Origin of the sequence: Streptomyces sp. NPDC001828, assembly GCF_042892175.1 — a bacterium.
Taxonomy (GTDB): domain Bacteria; phylum Actinomycetota; class Actinomycetes; order Streptomycetales; family Streptomycetaceae; genus Streptomyces.
This window is the reverse complement of record NZ_JBIATV010000003.1, coordinates 151,865-166,494: the sequence shown is the minus strand read 5'-3', so window position 1 is coordinate 166,494 and position 14,630 is coordinate 151,865. Positions and strand designations below refer to the sequence as shown.

At 71.9% G+C, this 14,630-nt stretch carries 17 protein-coding genes; 9 read left to right on the top strand and 8 right to left on the bottom strand.

The features are described from left to right. Window positions 1–13: 13 nt before the first annotated feature. The 3 genes from ACFYZA_RS12060 to ACFYZA_RS12050 all read right to left on the bottom strand — a co-directional run bounded on the left by ACFYZA_RS12060 (window position 14) and on the right by ACFYZA_RS12050 (window position 1,856). Complete coding sequence (locus ACFYZA_RS12060; protein WP_388489674.1) at window positions 14–1,201, bottom strand: methyltransferase domain-containing protein; 1,188 nt, start codon at window positions 1,199–1,201, stop codon at window positions 14–16. Window positions 1,202–1,320: 119 nt separating this feature from the next. Beyond that, the gene (locus ACFYZA_RS12055) at window positions 1,321–1,665 is read right to left on the bottom strand and encodes a hypothetical protein (RefSeq protein WP_382599311.1); all 345 of its coding nucleotides are present in this window, start codon (window positions 1,663–1,665) and stop codon (window positions 1,321–1,323) included. After that, complete coding sequence (locus ACFYZA_RS12050) at window positions 1,662–1,856, bottom strand: hypothetical protein (protein ID WP_382599342.1); 195 nt, start codon at window positions 1,854–1,856, stop codon at window positions 1,662–1,664. Before ACFYZA_RS12050 ends, ACFYZA_RS12055 begins: the two co-directional genes overlap by 4 nt. 167 nt (window positions 1,857–2,023) lie before the next feature. On the opposite strand from ACFYZA_RS12050, the gene ACFYZA_RS12045 reads away from it, so the two are divergent. From ACFYZA_RS12045 to ACFYZA_RS12035, 3 genes are read left to right on the top strand one after another with little or no spacing between them, the layout of a single operon-like run. Continuing rightward, on the top strand, window positions 2,024–2,848 hold the full coding sequence (locus tag ACFYZA_RS12045) for a helix-turn-helix domain-containing protein (protein ID WP_388489671.1): 825 nt from the start codon (window positions 2,024–2,026) through the stop codon (window positions 2,846–2,848). Continuing rightward, window positions 2,845–3,057, top strand: coding sequence for a DUF397 domain-containing protein (locus ACFYZA_RS12040; protein ID WP_384495070.1), 213 nt, complete (start codon window positions 2,845–2,847; stop codon window positions 3,055–3,057). Before ACFYZA_RS12045 ends, ACFYZA_RS12040 begins: the two co-directional genes overlap by 4 nt. A gap of 28 nt (window positions 3,058–3,085) precedes the next feature. Continuing rightward, entirely contained in the window at window positions 3,086–3,298 is a 213-nt protein-coding gene (locus tag ACFYZA_RS12035) for a DUF397 domain-containing protein (RefSeq protein ID WP_384495072.1), read from the top strand. 59 nt (window positions 3,299–3,357) lie between these two features. Here ACFYZA_RS12035 and ACFYZA_RS12030 read toward each other — a convergent pair whose 3' ends face one another. Next, a complete protein-coding gene (locus ACFYZA_RS12030) occupies window positions 3,358–5,112 on the bottom strand; it encodes an acetyl/propionyl/methylcrotonyl-CoA carboxylase subunit alpha (RefSeq protein ID WP_382599305.1) in 1,755 nt (584 codons plus the stop codon). A gap of 393 nt (window positions 5,113–5,505) precedes the next feature. On the opposite strand from ACFYZA_RS12030, the gene ACFYZA_RS12025 reads away from it, so the two are divergent. Next, window positions 5,506–5,970 (top strand): hypothetical protein, encoded by a 465-nt coding sequence (locus ACFYZA_RS12025; RefSeq protein WP_382599340.1) that lies wholly within the window; start codon window positions 5,506–5,508, stop codon window positions 5,968–5,970. Between the two features lie 16 nt (window positions 5,971–5,986). Here the strand turns inward: ACFYZA_RS12025 and ACFYZA_RS12020 are convergent, their stop codons facing one another. Both ACFYZA_RS12020 and mmpB read right to left on the bottom strand, forming a co-directional pair. Continuing rightward, a complete protein-coding gene (locus ACFYZA_RS12020) occupies window positions 5,987–6,598 on the bottom strand; it encodes a Maf family protein (protein WP_388489667.1) in 612 nt (203 codons plus the stop codon). A gap of 51 nt (window positions 6,599–6,649) precedes the next feature. Then, window positions 6,650–6,778 carry a morphogenic membrane protein MmpB gene (gene mmpB, locus ACFYZA_RS12015; RefSeq protein ID WP_388489664.1) on the bottom strand — a complete coding sequence of 43 codons (129 nt, stop codon included), beginning with the start codon at window positions 6,776–6,778 and terminating at the stop codon, window positions 6,650–6,652. 238 nt (window positions 6,779–7,016) lie between these two features. Here mmpB and ACFYZA_RS12010 point away from each other — a divergent pair, with 238 nt between their 5' ends. Next, complete coding sequence (locus tag ACFYZA_RS12010) at window positions 7,017–8,243, top strand: SGNH/GDSL hydrolase family protein (protein ID WP_388489662.1); 1,227 nt, start codon at window positions 7,017–7,019, stop codon at window positions 8,241–8,243. 60 nt (window positions 8,244–8,303) lie between these two features. Here ACFYZA_RS12010 and ACFYZA_RS12005 read toward each other — a convergent pair whose 3' ends face one another. Continuing rightward, window positions 8,304–8,510, bottom strand: coding sequence for an acyl-CoA carboxylase epsilon subunit (locus tag ACFYZA_RS12005; RefSeq protein ID WP_100574798.1), 207 nt, complete (start codon window positions 8,508–8,510; stop codon window positions 8,304–8,306). A 30-nt stretch (window positions 8,511–8,540) separates the two neighbouring features. Next, a complete protein-coding gene (locus tag ACFYZA_RS12000; protein ID WP_388489659.1) occupies window positions 8,541–10,151 on the bottom strand; it encodes an acyl-CoA carboxylase subunit beta in 1,611 nt (536 codons plus the stop codon). A 150-nt stretch (window positions 10,152–10,301) separates the two neighbouring features. Here ACFYZA_RS12000 and ACFYZA_RS11995 point away from each other — a divergent pair, with 150 nt between their 5' ends. From ACFYZA_RS11995 to ACFYZA_RS11980, 4 genes are all read left to right on the top strand, one after another. After that, entirely contained in the window at window positions 10,302–11,162 is an 861-nt protein-coding gene (locus ACFYZA_RS11995; protein ID WP_388489656.1) for a biotin--[acetyl-CoA-carboxylase] ligase, read from the top strand. A 116-nt stretch (window positions 11,163–11,278) separates the two neighbouring features. Continuing rightward, on the top strand, window positions 11,279–12,484 hold the full coding sequence (locus ACFYZA_RS11990) for an adenylate/guanylate cyclase domain-containing protein (protein ID WP_382599292.1): 1,206 nt from the start codon (window positions 11,279–11,281) through the stop codon (window positions 12,482–12,484). Between the two features lie 64 nt (window positions 12,485–12,548). Next, the gene (locus ACFYZA_RS11985) at window positions 12,549–13,337 is read left to right on the top strand and encodes an enoyl-CoA hydratase/isomerase family protein (protein WP_388489652.1); all 789 of its coding nucleotides are present in this window, start codon (window positions 12,549–12,551) and stop codon (window positions 13,335–13,337) included. Window positions 13,338–13,427: 90 nt separating this feature from the next. Continuing rightward, window positions 13,428–14,561, top strand: a complete 1,134-nt coding sequence (locus tag ACFYZA_RS11980) for a diguanylate cyclase domain-containing protein (protein ID WP_382599288.1) — start codon at window positions 13,428–13,430, stop codon at window positions 14,559–14,561. Window positions 14,562–14,630: the final 69 nt, after the last annotated feature.

The window sequence follows — 14,630 nt, the reverse complement described above, 5'->3', positions numbered from 1 at the left end:
CGCCCCGAGCCCGCTAAGGGCGCGGGGCGCTGCGCACGACCCCGTCCGGCGCGTCCAGCCACACCACCTCACCCGACCCGCACACCGTCAGGCCGAACCGGTCGAACCCGGGCCGCCCCACCCCGTCCCACCACGCGAGAGCCTCCCGCACCTCGTCCCAGAGCCGCCTCGGCCCCGCCTGCCAGACCCGGGCCGGCCCCGCGTCCCGGAACTGGACGCACGCCCACGACCGGTCGGCCAGCCCGTAGAACCACACCGGCCGGGCCCCCTCCCGCTTCTCGGCGACCACGAGCGCGCAGTCGCGAACGCGCAGCCCGAGCGCGAACTCCCGAGGATCGAAGCGCCCGCCCAGCAACTCCCCTTCGGTGACCGCGGTGGACGTCTCATCTCCCTCGCCCACACCATGCGGAACGTAGTCGGCATGGGCGAAGACGGGCAGCCGCTGGTCACGGAGCTTCATGAACTCCACCGGCCCCGTGAACCGGCCCGACGCGCTCCGCCCGTCCTCGGCGACGGCCAGCCGGGCCACCGCGTCCCCGTGCGTGAAGTGCGTCCCCCAGGGCGCGACGATCAGCGCGCCCGGGCGGCACTGTTCCACCCACGCGAACGGGATGGACCGCAGCCCGCACGTGGCGATGACCCGGTCGTACGGGGCGGTCGCGGGATGCCCCAAGTAGCCGTCCGCGCAAACCAGTTGAGGGCGATATCCGAAGCGCGCCAGGGCGTCACGCGCACCGCCCGCCACCGCCGCGTCCACCTCCACGGAGACGACCCGGTCGTCGCCCAGCCGATGCGCGAGCAGCGCGGCGTTCCATCCCGTACCGGTGCCGATCTCCAGGGCACGGTGTCCCGGCCGCACGTCCAGGTCCCGGAGCATGGAGAACACGACGCTCGGCATGGACGCGGAACTGGTCGAGACGTCCCCGGGGTGCGTACCGGAGTGGGCGCCGTCGTCCCACTGCGTGACGACGGGTACGTCGGCGTCGGCGTACGCGTGCCAGAGCTCCGGCTCCCGCGTCCGGGAGACGGGAACGCTCTGCCCCGACGCCATGTCGAACGGCCAGATCAGGTCCGGCAGGAAGGCCGCGCGCGGAACGGCGGCGAACGCGGGAGCCCAGTCGCTGGTGAGCACCCCCGCGGACATGAGGACGCGCCCCAGCTCGGTACGGCCGGGGCGGTCCTGGTGTGCGTCGGCGGTCATCGGCTAGACGGCCTTCGGCGGGTTCGGGACGCTGGGCCCGCCATCGGGGCTCGGCGGCTGATGCGGTCCCGGGTAGGGCTGGCCGGGAAGCTTGTCCCCGCCGCCGGTCATTGTGAGCTTCACTGTCCGTTCTCCTTCACTGTCGCAAGCGAATGACTTCCCGCGTGCAGCAATACGGTGGTTCCGCCCCGGCCGACCCGTACGGGGACGCTCTCTCCCGCCATCAGCGCCGCGAACAGCTCCCACTGCGTGGCGTCGTCGCGCAGCCATGCCGCGAGCTGCCTGCCCGACGGATCCTCACTCCCCAACTGCCCTACACACCAAGCGGCTTGACCTCTCAGCCACGACGCGGCGAGCACGGCAGAGGGGGTGCCGTAGGAGTTGATCAGCATCGCGGTGCCGTACCCCTCGATGCGGAGCTCGGCCCGCACGCTGCACCGGTACTCGACCCCGCCCTCCCTCACGGCACGTCCCCCCGGCTCCGGGCATTGCACCGCGCGTTCTCGGCGCCGAGTCGCTCGGCGGGGGTCGGGGGACGGACCCTGGCGGGCTCCGCCTCCCACTCGGTGCCGCCGGTCATGGGCCGCAGCGACCAGTAGGGCCCGGCGACCCCACGGAACTCTCCGACCCGGTCCGCCCGACCGGTGTCCACCATCAACGTGCCGGGGGTGGGGGTGGGTTGCTGTTCGTGGGGCGAATCGTTCTGCGTGCACACGGCAGCGCTCCTCTCTGTAGCCATTCCGCTACCAAGTGCATTGAGCGTGGCTTAGAGTCAGGAACCGTTCAACGTGTCAGCACGGGACGAAAGGTTGGTGGCGACCTTTGAACGTCAAGGAGTTGGACCCCGAGAGCTCCCCGCAAGCGGCGTTTGGAGCGCGCCTGCGCAGGTCGCGCGAGGAGCGTGGCTGGACGCAGGACCAACTGGGCGAGGAGATGGGGTACTCCAGCACACATATCTCGTCGGTGGAAACTGGTCGTAAGATGCCAACCTTGCGCTTCACGCGTCGAGTTGATGCCGCACTCGGAGGCGATGCCTTCGAGCGCGAGTGGCGCGAGATCCGGCACGGGGTGCTGCTGGAGGGCTTCCCGGAATACGTCGCCCACGAAGGGCGGGCAGTTGAGATCCGGCTGTACGAAATCGGCATCATTCCCGGGCTGTTGCAGACGCCCGCGTACGCGCAGGTGCTGGCTGACAGCGCCGTACGGCGTGGTGCGATCACGCCCGAGCAGGCGGCGGAGCGAGTCGCATTCCTGGCGGAGCGTCAGGAAGCCTTGGTTCGGCAGCGCCCGCCGCTGGTGTTCGTGGTCATGGACGAGAGCTGCATTCGACGGCCGATCGGCGGGCGGGACGTCATGGGTGATCAGCTTGAGCAGTTGGTCGAGTTCGCTGCCCGCCCCACCACGGTGCTCCAAGTGGCGCCGTTCGCTATAGGTGAGCTGCGCACGTTCGACCTGCCGGTAAATTTGCTGACGTTGCCTGACCGATCTGTCGTCGGCTACGCCGAGGCTCAGACGCGAGGCCACCTGGACCGGGACACCACCTCGGTGCTCCCCATGCTGACGGCCTACCATCAGCTACAGGCTGAAGCGCTGTCGCAGGCGGCCTCCGTCGCCATGATCAACCAGGTAGGAAAGGGCATCCCGTGACGACCGACGAAACCCCCCGCTGGTTCACATCCTCCTACAGCAACAACGGCGGTAACTGCGTCGAGGTCGCCGCAAATCTCGTCGCCTCGCGCGGCACCGTCCCGGTCCGGGACTCCAAGGATCAGGGCGGTCCGATCCTCGACCTCCCCGCTGGCGCGTTCTCCGCCTTCATCGAGGGCGTCAAGTCGGGTAATTTGCGCGGCATCTGACACCCTGACAGCTCCGGAAGGACAGCCCGTGAAGACCGACGAAACCCCCCGTTGGTTCACGTCCTCCTACAGCAACAACGGCGGCCAGTGCATCGAGGTCGCCGCAAACCTCGCAACCCCACGCGGCACCGTCCCGGTCCGGGACTCCAAGGACCGGACCGGCCCCGTGCTCGACCTCCCCGCGGGCGCGTTCGTCGCGTTCGTCGCCGGGGTCAAGGCCGGAGCGTTCCGTACCGTCTGACGCTCAACACGCAGGAGCCCCGGCCGCGTTGGCGACCGGGGCTCCTCGCGTCAAGGGGCTCAGTCCTTGATCTCGCAGATCGCCGCGCCGGAGGAGACGGACGCGCCGACCTCCGCCGAGAGGCTCTTGATCGTGCCGGAGCGGTGGGCGTTGAGGGGCTGCTCCATCTTCATGGCTTCCAGGACCACGATGAGGTCGCCTTCCTTGACCTCCTGGCCCTCCTCGACCGCGACCTTGACGATCGTGCCCTGCATGGGCGAGGCGAGGGTGTCGCCGGAGGCGGCGGAGCCGGCCTTCTTGGCGGCGCGGCGCTTGGGCTTGGCGCCGCCGGCCGCGGCGGTGCGGGCCAGGGTCATGCCGAGGGAGGACGGCAGGGAGACCTCAAGGCGCTTGCCGCCGACCTCGACGACGACCGTCTCGCGGCCCGGCTCCTCGTCCGTGTCCGTGTCGGCGGTGGCCGTGAACGCCGGGATCTCGTTGACGAACTCGGTCTCGATCCACCGGGTGTGGATGCGGAACGGGTCGGCCGTGAACGCGGGGTCGACAACTACCGCGCGGTGGAAGGGAATCGCGGTCGCCATGCCCTCGACGTTGAACTCCGCCAGGGCGCGCGCGGCACGCTGGAGGGCCTGCTCGCGGGTGGCGCCGGTGACGATGAGCTTGGCCAGGAGGGAGTCCCAGGCGGGGCCGATGACCGAGCCGGACTCGACGCCGGCGTCCAGGCGGACGCCGGGGCCGGACGGCGGCGCGAACACGGTGACGGTGCCGGGGGCGGGCAGGAAGCCGCGGCCCGGGTCCTCGCCGTTGATGCGGAACTCGAAGGAGTGGCCGCGCATGACGGGGTCGTCGTAGCCGAGGGCCTCGCCGTCGGCGATGCGGAACATCTCGCGGACCAGGTCGATGCCGGTGACCTCTTCGGTGACCGGGTGCTCGACCTGGAGGCGGGTGTTGACCTCCAGGAAGGAGATCGTGCCGTCGGCGCCGACGAGGAACTCGACGGTGCCCGCGCCGACGTAGCCGGCCTCGCGCAGGATCGCCTTGGAGGCGGCGTACAGCTCGGCGTTCTGAGCTTCCGTCAGGAACGGCGCGGGGGCTTCCTCGACCAGCTTCTGGTGGCGGCGCTGGAGCGAGCAGTCACGGGTGGAGACGACGACCACGTTGCCGTGGGTGTCGGCCAGGCACTGGGTCTCGACGTGACGGGGCTTGTCGAGGTAGCGCTCGACGAAGCACTCGCCGCGGCCGAACGCGGCGACGGCCTCGCGGACGGCCGAGTCGTAGAGCTCGGGGACCTCTTCGAGGGTGCGGGCGACCTTGAGGCCGCGGCCGCCGCCGCCGAAGGCCGCCTTGATGGCGATGGGCAGGCCGTGTTCCTTGGCGAACGCGACGACCTCGTCGGAGCCCGAGACCGGGTCCGGGGTGCCGGCGACCAGCGGCGCGCCCGCGCGCTGGGCGATGTGGCGGGCGGCGACCTTGTCGCCGAGGTCGCGGATGGCCTGCGGGGGCGGGCCGATCCAGGTCAGACCCGCGTCCAGTACCGCCTGGGCGAACTCGGCGTTCTCGGACAGGAATCCGTAGCCCGGGTGGACCGCGTCCGCTCCGGAGTCGGCCGCTGCCGCGAGCACCTTGGCGATGTCCAGATAACTGGCCGCCGGGGTGTCACCGCCCAGGGCGAATGCCTCGTCCGCCGCCCTGACATGCAGAGCGTCCCGGTCCGGATCGGCGTAGACGGCTACGCTCGCGATCCCGGCATCCCGGCAGGCCCGGGCAACACGGACAGCGATTTCGCCTCGGTTGGCGATGAGCACCTTGCGCACGATGGCTCCCTCCTTGAAACAAGCTGAGTTTAGGGAAGCCGCACACTGGCTTACGACCCATCCCCAATGGTGAGCTTGCCCACACGGAGTGTGATTCGAGGCACGCTCAAGTCGCGAAATCCCTTGTCGCACCACGGTACGCCGGGCTCCCGTACCGCACAGTAGCGGTGTGGTGTGGGCAAGGTCTCTGTCCCGGGGGTCAGCACGGCCCCGGGTTTCTTTGTGGAGTCCCTACGAATGGCCGAATGATTCTTTGCGGCCCGGCCCCCACGTGGCGAGCCGCGTGGGGTCTCGACGGGTCATCGTTCTTGTACGGACCCTTGTACGAATCATTACTGGTTAGTAGCGTGCGCGCCACAGCCGTACTAGGGGTAACAGGGGGTGTCGCGCGTGCTGCGCCGACTGATCGCCATCGTGGCCGCGCTCGTTCTCTTCGTCGAGGCGCTCGGTGTCGTGCTGGTCAACTGGGTGCTCGGCCTGGTCGCCCGCAACCAGAACATGTCCATGGCCGGCATCGAACCGCACGCGATCTCCGTCGGCGCGTGGGTCGCCGGCGTCCTGTTCGGGCTCTTCCTCGTCGTCTGCGGAGTCCTGCTGCTGATCATCGGCATCCGCGACCGCGCCCCCGGCCGCTTCGCCCGCATCACGCTGATCGCCTGCGCGGTGGTGCACGCCGTGCTCGGCGCGTTCACCGTCGGCCTCGTCGGCTGGCAGGCGTTCGTCTACCTCATGGTCGTGCTCGCGCTGCTCGTCTTCGTGCTGGTGACGTACGCCAGGCAGCGCCCCGCGCCGGAGGTGGAGCCCGAGCCCGAGGACGGGCCGCCCGGCGCCCCCAACGGGGCCCCGGCCGCCGCCTGAGCGCCCTGGGCGGGCCTTACGCCCAGAGGCTGGTGATCGGGACGCCCAGCTCGCCGAGCAGCTTGCGCAGCAGCGGCAGGCTGAGCCCGATGACGTTTCCGTGGCTGCCCTCGATCGAGTCGACGAAGGGCGCCGAGCGGCCGTCGAGCGTGAACGCCCCTGCCACGTAAAGGGGTTCACCGCTCGCCACGTACGCCGCGATCTCCTCGTCGGTGGGCTCGCCGAACCGTACGACGGTCGACGCGGTCTCCGAGGCGCGCTCGCCCGTCGCCGTGTCGATCACGCAGTGCCCGGTCCGGAGCACGCCCGCGCGGCCGCGCATCGACTTCCAGCGGGCCGTGGCGTCCTCGGCGTCGGCGGGCTTGCCGAGGGCCTGGCCGTCGAGGTCGAGCACCGAGTCGCAGCCGATGACCAGCGCCCCGGCCGCCTCGGGCCGGGCCGCCACCGCGTCCGCCTTCGCCTCGGCGAGCACGAGGGCGAGCTCGGCGGGGCTGGGCGCGCTCAGGGCGTCTTCGTCGACGCCGCTGACGATGACCTCGGGCGCGAGCCCCGCCTGGCGGAGCAGCCCGAGCCGGGCGGGGGATTGGGAGGCGAGGACGAGGCGGCGCTGAGCAGTCATGGGCGCCATCGTAGGTGCCGGGCGCCCGGCGCGGGCCCTCGGTGGAGCCGCCGGGGACCGTCAGCGGATCCCCACCACGACCATCGCCACCACCATGGCGAGGGCGAGGAAGAGGCCCGCCCGGCGCATCATCGCCTGGGCGTCGCGCATGTCCTTCGGCGGCTCGTTCTCCGGATCTGACCACAGCATGTAATCGATGGTGGGACCAAGGATGTTGGCGCGCCTGAGTACGGGTACTCAGGGCGCCTGGTGCCAATTGACCCTTTGTGGGCCAGTACTTCATCCCCGGTTCATCCGGTACTCGGCGATCACCAGCGTAAATGGTTCCAGGGTTCCGTTACTGGCGGCCGGCTGTTACTGTCCTGCTCTAACGGGACCAGTGGACCATTAGGGTTCGCGGGGCCCTCGTGAACAGGGGAGATACGTCATGAGCAAGACGACGGCCGTCGGTGCCGCCACCCTCGCGCTGCTCGCCGGGGCGGCGCAGCCGTCGGCCGCGCGGGCCGATGCGTGGGGTGCGGCCTGGGCCGCCTCGCCACAGCTGCCCGCGACCGGGTTCACCCCCAACTGGTCACAGGAGGGCTTCTCGCACCAGAGCGTCCGCCAGGTCGTGCGCGTCACCGAGAGTGGCGACCGGATCCGTATCCGCCTCTCCAACGCCTACGGCACCTCGCCGCTCGTCGTCACCGGCGCCACCGTGGCCCGGGCCGGGCTGGGGGCGGACGTACACCCGGACTCCCTAAGGCGGTTGACCTTCGGCGGCCGGACCTCCGTGAGCGTCCCGGCCCACGGCGAGCTGCGCAGCGACGCCGCTCAACTCGGCCTGGAGCGGCTCGAGTCGGTGGCCATCACGCTCTACTTCGCCGGGACGACCGGGCCCGCCACCTTCCACGCGCAGGGCTTCGCCGACACCTACCGGGCCGAGGGCGACCACCGGGCGGACGCGTCGGGAGCGGCCTTCACCGCGACCAGCCAGTCCTGGTACTACCTCTCCGGCGTCGAGGTCGGCGGGCGGGCCAGGGGCGACGGCATCGCCCCGTTCGGGGACTCCATCACGGACGGCTTCGGCTCGACGCCGGGCGCCAACCGGCGCTACTCGGACGCCCTCGCCGAACGCACCGGGCGGCCCGTCGTCAACGCGGGCATCGGCGGCAACCTCGTCCTCAACGACTCGGCCTGGTACGGCGAACGGGCCACCGCGCGCTTCCGCCGGGACGTGCTCGACCAGCCCGGCGTCAGAACCGTCGTCATACTCGAAGGCCTCAACGACATCGGCTTCAGCGAGGCCCGCAAGGGGCCGGAGCCGCAGCCCACCTATGTGCCGGCTCCCGTGGTCTCCAGTGCCGAACTCATCGCCGGATACGGTGAGTTGATACGCCAGGCACACCGCGAGGGGCTGACGGTCGTCGGGGCGACGCTGCTCCCGCTCAAGGGCTCCGACCACTGGGGCGCGCACGCGGCCCGGGTCAGCGACGAGGTCAACGCGTGGATCCGCCACTCCGGCGCGTTCGACGCGGTCGTCGACTTCGACAAGGCGCTCGCCTCGAAGGCCGACCCCGACCGGCTCGCCCCCGCCTACGACTCGGGCGACGCCCTGCACCCCAACGACGCGGGATACCGGGTCATGGCGCAGGCGCTGGCCGAGGTGCTGTGAGGCGTACGCACGAAGACGGCCGGGCCCCTCGCTGGAGGGTCCGGCCGTCGCTCCGGGTGCCTACGCCGGCCAGTACGTCCTGGCCCAGGTGCGCGCCCCGGGCCTCGGCAGGGCGCGCCGCGCTATGCGCGCGGGGTCGGACCAGCCCTCGGGCGGCTGCGGCGCACCGGGCGCGGCCGAAGCCGTCGCCGCGGCGCGCGCCTGGACCACCGCCAGTGCGGCGGCCAGCTCCTCCGGGGTCGGATTGCCCCGTACGACCTTGATCACAGCGGCTCCTTGCAGAGTGCGGGGTGCGGGCTAGAGCGGGATGTTGCCGTGCTTCTTCGGAGGGAGGGATTCCCGCTTCGTGCGCAGCTGACGCAGGCCCTTCACGATGTGGGCCCGGGTCTCCGACGGCATGATCACCGCGTCCACATAGCCGCGCTCGGCCGCGATGTACGGGTTGAGCAGGGTGTCCTCGTAGTCCGCGATCAGCTCGGTGCGGGTCGCCTCCGCCTCCTCGGGGTCCGAGACGGCCGCGATCGTGCGCCGGTGCAGGATGTTGACCGCGCCCTGCGCGCCCATCACCGCGATCTGCGCGGTCGGCCACGCCAGGTTGAGGTCGGCGCCCAGGTGCTTGGAGCCCATGACGTCGTACGCGCCGCCGAACGCCTTGCGGGTGATGACGGTGATCAGCGGGACCGTCGCCTCGGCGTAGGCGTAGATCAGCTTGGCGCCGCGGCGGATGATGCCGCCGTACTCCTGGTCCACGCCGGGCAGGAAGCCCGGCACGTCCACGAAGGTCAGGACCGGCACGTTGAAGGCGTCGCAGGTGCGCACGAAGCGCGCGGCCTTCTCGGAGGCGTTGATGTCGAGACAGCCCGCGAACTGCATCGGCTGGTTGGCGACGATGCCGACCGGGAAGCCCTCCACGCGGCCGAAGCCGGTGATGATGTTCGGCGCGAACAGGGCCTGGGTCTCCAGGAACTCCCCTTCGTCCAGGACGTGTTCGATGGCCGTGTGCATGTCGTACGGCTGGTTCGCGGAGTCCGGGATGAGCGCGTCGAGCTCGCGGTCCTCGTCCGAGGTCTCCAGGTCGGCCTCCTCGGGGAAGGCCGGGGGCTCGCTCAGGTTGTTCGACGGCAGGTACGACAGCAGGGACTTGACGTACTCGATGGCGTCCTTCTCGTCACCCGCCATGTGGTGGGCCACGCCCGACGTGGTGTTGTGCGTGCGGGCGCCGCCCAGCTCCTCGAAGCCGACGTCCTCGCCGGTGACGGTCTTGATGACGTCGGGCCCGGTGATGAACATGTGCGAGGTCTGGTCGACCATCACCGTGAAGTCGGTGATCGCGGGGGAGTACACCGCACCGCCCGCGCACGGGCCGACGATCAGCGAGATCTGCGGAACGACGCCCGAGGCGTGCACGTTGCGGCGGAAGATCTCGGCGAACAGGCCGAGCGCGACCACGCCCTCCTGGATGCGGGCGCCGCCGCCGTCGTTGATGCCGATGACCGGGCAGCCGGTCTTCATCGCGAAGTCCATGACCTTCACGATCTTCTCGCCGTACACCTCGCCGAGCGAGCCGCCGAAAATGGTGAAGTCCTGCGAGTAGACGCACACCGGGCGGCCGTCGACGGTTCCGTAACCGGTGACCACGCCGTCGCCGTAGGGGCGGTTCTTCTCGATCCCGAAGTTGGTCGAGCGGTGCCGGGCGAACTCGTCCAGCTCGACGAACGAGCCCTCGTCAAGGAGCAGTTCGACCCGCTCACGGGCCGTCAACTTGCCCTTGGCGTGCTGCTTCTCGATCGCACGCGCGGAGCCGGCGTGGGTCGCCTCGTCGATGCGGCGCTGAAGATCCGCGAGCTTTCCGGCGGTGGTGTGGATGTCGACGGTGGCGTCGCTCTGGGCGTTTTCCGGCTCGGACATCGGGATGCGGCTCCCTGCCTGGTCACGGGGTGGCTGACTGCTGACTCGTAGGCTGGCTACTGACTCGTAGGGTAGTGGCGCCGATACGGTTCGGCAGTGCGGCGTTTGCCACACCCGGGGCGCCTTGCAATTGCGGCCTAACCTGGCTGCATGACACCCCCGGACGCTTCCGACAGCCGCTGGTCCGACCTCGACCGGCCGCCCCTGAACGCCACCGCGCTGCGCCGCGCCCTGCTGCGTCCCGACGCGCTGTGGACCTCCCTCGACGTGGTCACCGCGACCGGCTCCACCAACTCCGACCTCGCGGCCAAGGCCGACGGTCTCGACGAGGGCGCGGTCCTGGTCGCCGAGGAGCAGACCGCGGGGCGCGGGCGCCTGGACCGGCGCTGGTCGGCGCCGGCCCGCTCCGGGCTCTTCCTCTCCGTGCTGCTGAAGCCCGGGGCGTCGGTGCCGGTGGAGCGGTGGGGGTGGCTGCCGCTGCTCACCGGGGTCGCGGTCGCGTCGGGCCTCGCGCGGGCGGCGGGCGTCGACACCGCGCTGAAGTGGCCCAACGACCTGCTGCTCACCGTGGCGGGCGAGGAGCGCAAGGCGGGCGGCATCCTCGCGGAGCGCGCCGGGGCGGACGGCGTCGTCGTCGGCATCGGCCTCAACGTGACCCTGCGCGCCGATGAGCTGCCCGTGCCCGGCGCGGGGTCCCTCGCTCTGGCCGACGCCGTCTCCACGGACCGCGACACCCTGCTGAGGGCGGTGCTGCGCTCCCTGGAGCAGTGGTACGGCACCTGGCGCGAGGCCTCCGGCGACCCGGCCGCCTCCGGCCTCCAGGAGGCCTACGCGGCGGCCTGCGCGACGCTGGGCCGCACGGTGCGTGCGGAGCTCCCGGGCGGGCAGTCGGTACGGGGCGAGGCGGTGGCCGTCGACGGGGACGGGCGCCTGGTCCTGGCCACCGAGGAGGGCGTCCAGCGTCCGGTGGCGGCGGGCGACATCGTGCACCTGCGCCCGGACGCTCCGTAGCGCCGGCCGAGGACACGCTCCCGGGACGTGAGCTACGGCACACCTGCCGTATCGTTGAGCCCGATCCAGCGACAGATCGGCAGGGCAGTGCGCAGGCAACGGGCAGGAGGCGGCCGGTGACCGTCGACGAGACACGGTCCGGTGCGGATGACGGCACCGGCAGCGGCCCCGGCGGCTCCGGCACCCCCGCACAACCCGCGTCCTCCGCGTACCCGACGCCGCACCACGCCGTCGACCACACCGCCGAGCCGACCGACGACCCGCTCGCCATCCGCCTGGAGCAGCTCATCCTCGGCGCCGACCGGCGCTACACGCCCTTCCAGGCGGCCCGCACGGCCGGCGTCTCCATGGAGCTGGCCTCCCGGTTCTGGCGGGCCATGGGGTTCGCCGACATCGGGCAGGCCAAGGCGCTGACCGAGGCCGACGTGCTCGCGCTGCGCCGGCTCGCCGGTCTCGTCGAGGCGGGGCTGCTCAGCGAGCCGATGGCGGTGCAGGTCGCGCGGTCCACCGGGCAGACCACCGCCCGGCTGGCCGAATGGCAGATCGATTCTTTTCTGGAGGGCCTCACCGAGCCCCCCGAGCCCGGCATGACCCGTACCGAGGTCACGTACCCCCTGGTCGAGCTGCTGCTGCCGGAGCTCGAGGAGTTCCTCGTCTACGTGTGGCGGCGCCAGCTCGCCGCCGCTACCGGGCGCGTGGTGCAGGCGGCCGACGACGAGGAGATGGTCGACCGCCGCCTCGCGGTGGGCTTCGCCGACCTCGTCGGGTTCACCCGGCTCACCCGGCGCCTTGAGGAGGAGGAGCTGGGCGAGCTCGTCGAGGCCTTCGAGACGACCGCCGCCGACCTCGTGGCGGCGCACGGCGGGCGGCTCATCAAGACGCTGGGCGACGAGGTCCTGTTCGCCGCCGACGACGCGGGCACGGCCGCCGAGATCTCGCTGCGGCTCATCGAGACGATGGCCGGCGACGAGACGATGCCGGCCCTGCGCGTGGGCATCGCCTTCGGCACCGTCACGACCCGCATGGGCGACGTGTTCGGCACCACCGTGAACCTCGCGAGCCGGCTCACCTCGATAGCCCCCAAGGACGCCGTCCTGGTCGACGGCGCGTTCGCCGAGGAGCTGGCCCGCACCGGCGACGCCCCCGTCTCCGAGGCACAGGCCGCCCAGGACGCGCTCGCCGCCGAGAAGGAGGGCGAGGAGCCGGTCCCGGCCGCGAAGTACCGCTTCGCGCTCCAGCCCATGTGGCAGCGCCCGGTACGCGGCCTCGGCGTGGTCGAGCCCTGGCTCCTGCACCGCCGAGAGGCCCAGAACCTGTCCTAGTGGGCCCCGCCGGGCACGGCCTAGGATCACCCCCGACGTAACGTTCGTTAACGGAGGGGTTGCCATGGCTGAGCAGCGGTTCGGGGAGTTCGTCGTCGTGCGGCGCGAGGGGTACGTCGCCGAGCTGGTGCTCGACCGGCCCAAGGCCATGAACGCCGTGTCCACGGAGATGGCCCGCTCCATCGCCGCCGCCTGCGACGCGCTCGCCGCCGACCCCGACGCCCGGGTCACCGTGGTCACCTCGACGAACGAGCGGGCCTTCTGCGTCGGCGCGGACCTGAAGGAGCGCAACTCCTTCAGCGACGCCGAGCTCGTACGTCAGCGCCCCACCGCCCGTGCCGCCTACACCGGCGTGCTGGAACTGCCCATGCCGACCGTCGCCGCCGTGCACGGCTTCGCGCTCGGCGGCGGCTTCGAGCTGGCGCTCGCCTGCGACGTGATCGTCGCGGACGCGACCGCCGTGGTCGGCCTGCCCGAGGTGTCGGTCGGCGTCATCCCCGGCGGCGGCGGTACGCAGCTGCTTCCCCGCCGGGTCGGCGCCGCCCGCGCGGCCGAGCTGGTCTTCACCGCGCGCCGCGTCGAGGCCGTGGAGGCAAGGGAGTTGGGGCTCGTCGACGTGCTGGCCGAGGACGCCCGCACCGAAGCGCTCGCGCTCGCCGGGCGGATGGCGGCCAACTCGCCCGTCGGGCTGCGCGCCGCGAAGCGGGCGATGCGGCTCGGCCACGGCCTCGACCTGCGGGCCGGCCTGGAGGTCGAGGACGCGGCATGGCGCTCGGTGGCGTTCTCCGGGGACCGCGCCGAGGGTGTGGCCGCGTTCAACGAGAAGCGGAAGCCGGTGTGGCCCGGGCAGTGACCGGGTGTGGCCCGGGCCGCGACCGGGGTGCGGGGCGTGCGGTCGGCGCCCCGAGGGTCAAAACACCCAAAACCTCCCTAAGCTGGAGGAATGGGTGGAGAGGATGCCCGGCTGCGGGCCGTGGTTTCGCTGGCACAGGCCATGGCCGCGGCCCACACGCCGCGCGAGTCCTGGCGGGCCGCCGCGCTCGGCACGCGGGACGCGCTCGGCGGGAACTTCGCCGCGCTCTCGGTGTGGGAGCGCGAGCTGGGCCGCCTTCGCGTGCTGGTGAACGAGGGTGAACGGGCCGACGGGGAGGAGGAGTTCCCCGAGGAGGAGGCCTACCCGGTGCATCAGTTCCCCGAGATCACCGAATTCCTGCACGAGCGCTGGGCGGGCGGCGGCGAGCCCAACGCCTGGGTCGAGACCGCCGTCGCGCCCCCCGAGGGTGAAGCGGGCTACTGCCACGAGAGGGTCACCGCGCTGCGCAGGCGCGGCCGGGGGTGCTGCGTGGTCGCCCCGATCGTGCTGCACGGGCGGGCCTGGGGCGAGCTGTACGTGGCCCGGCCGGTGGGCGTGCCCGTCTTCGACGCGGCCGACGCGGACTTCGCCACCGTCCTCGCCTCGGTGGTAGCGGCCGGGATCGCCCAGACCGAACGCCTCGAAGAGGTGCGCCGCCTGGCCTTCACCGACCCGCTGACCGGGCTCGCCAACCGCCGCGCGGTCGACATGCACCTCGACGAGGCGATCGAACGGCACCGGGCGGACGGCTCGGTCGTCAGCCTCGTCGTGTGCGACCTGAACGGGCTCAAGCGGGTCAACGACACGCTCGGCCACGCGGTCGGCGACCGCCTGCTCGAACGCTTCGGCTCGGTGCTCTCCCTGTGCGGGGCGATGCTGCCGGGCGCGCTGGCGGCGCGGCTCGGCGGCGACGAGTTCTGCCTCCTGGCCCTCGGCCCCTCCGCCGACGAGGTCGTCGCCGTGGGCGAGCAACTCTGCCTGCGTGCGGGGGAGTTGGAGCTCGGCGAGGGTGTCGCGTGCGGGGTGGCCTCGACGGGCGACCCGATCGGTGAGGTGCGCTCGGCCCGCCGCCTGTTCCGGCTCGCGGACGCGGCCCAGTACCGGGCGAAGGCGGCGCGCTCGGCGAAGCCGGTGGTGGCGGGGCGGGACGGGGCGGTCCTGCGGCTCGCCGACGCGCCGCCGTCCCCGCCGCACGACCGCCGCCGCTTCAGAGGCCGCGGCTGAGCCCCCCCCGGCCCCCTCGCCCGGGGTGCCCCCGAACCCCGTTTTCGTCCGTCCGCCGTGCGTGGCTGG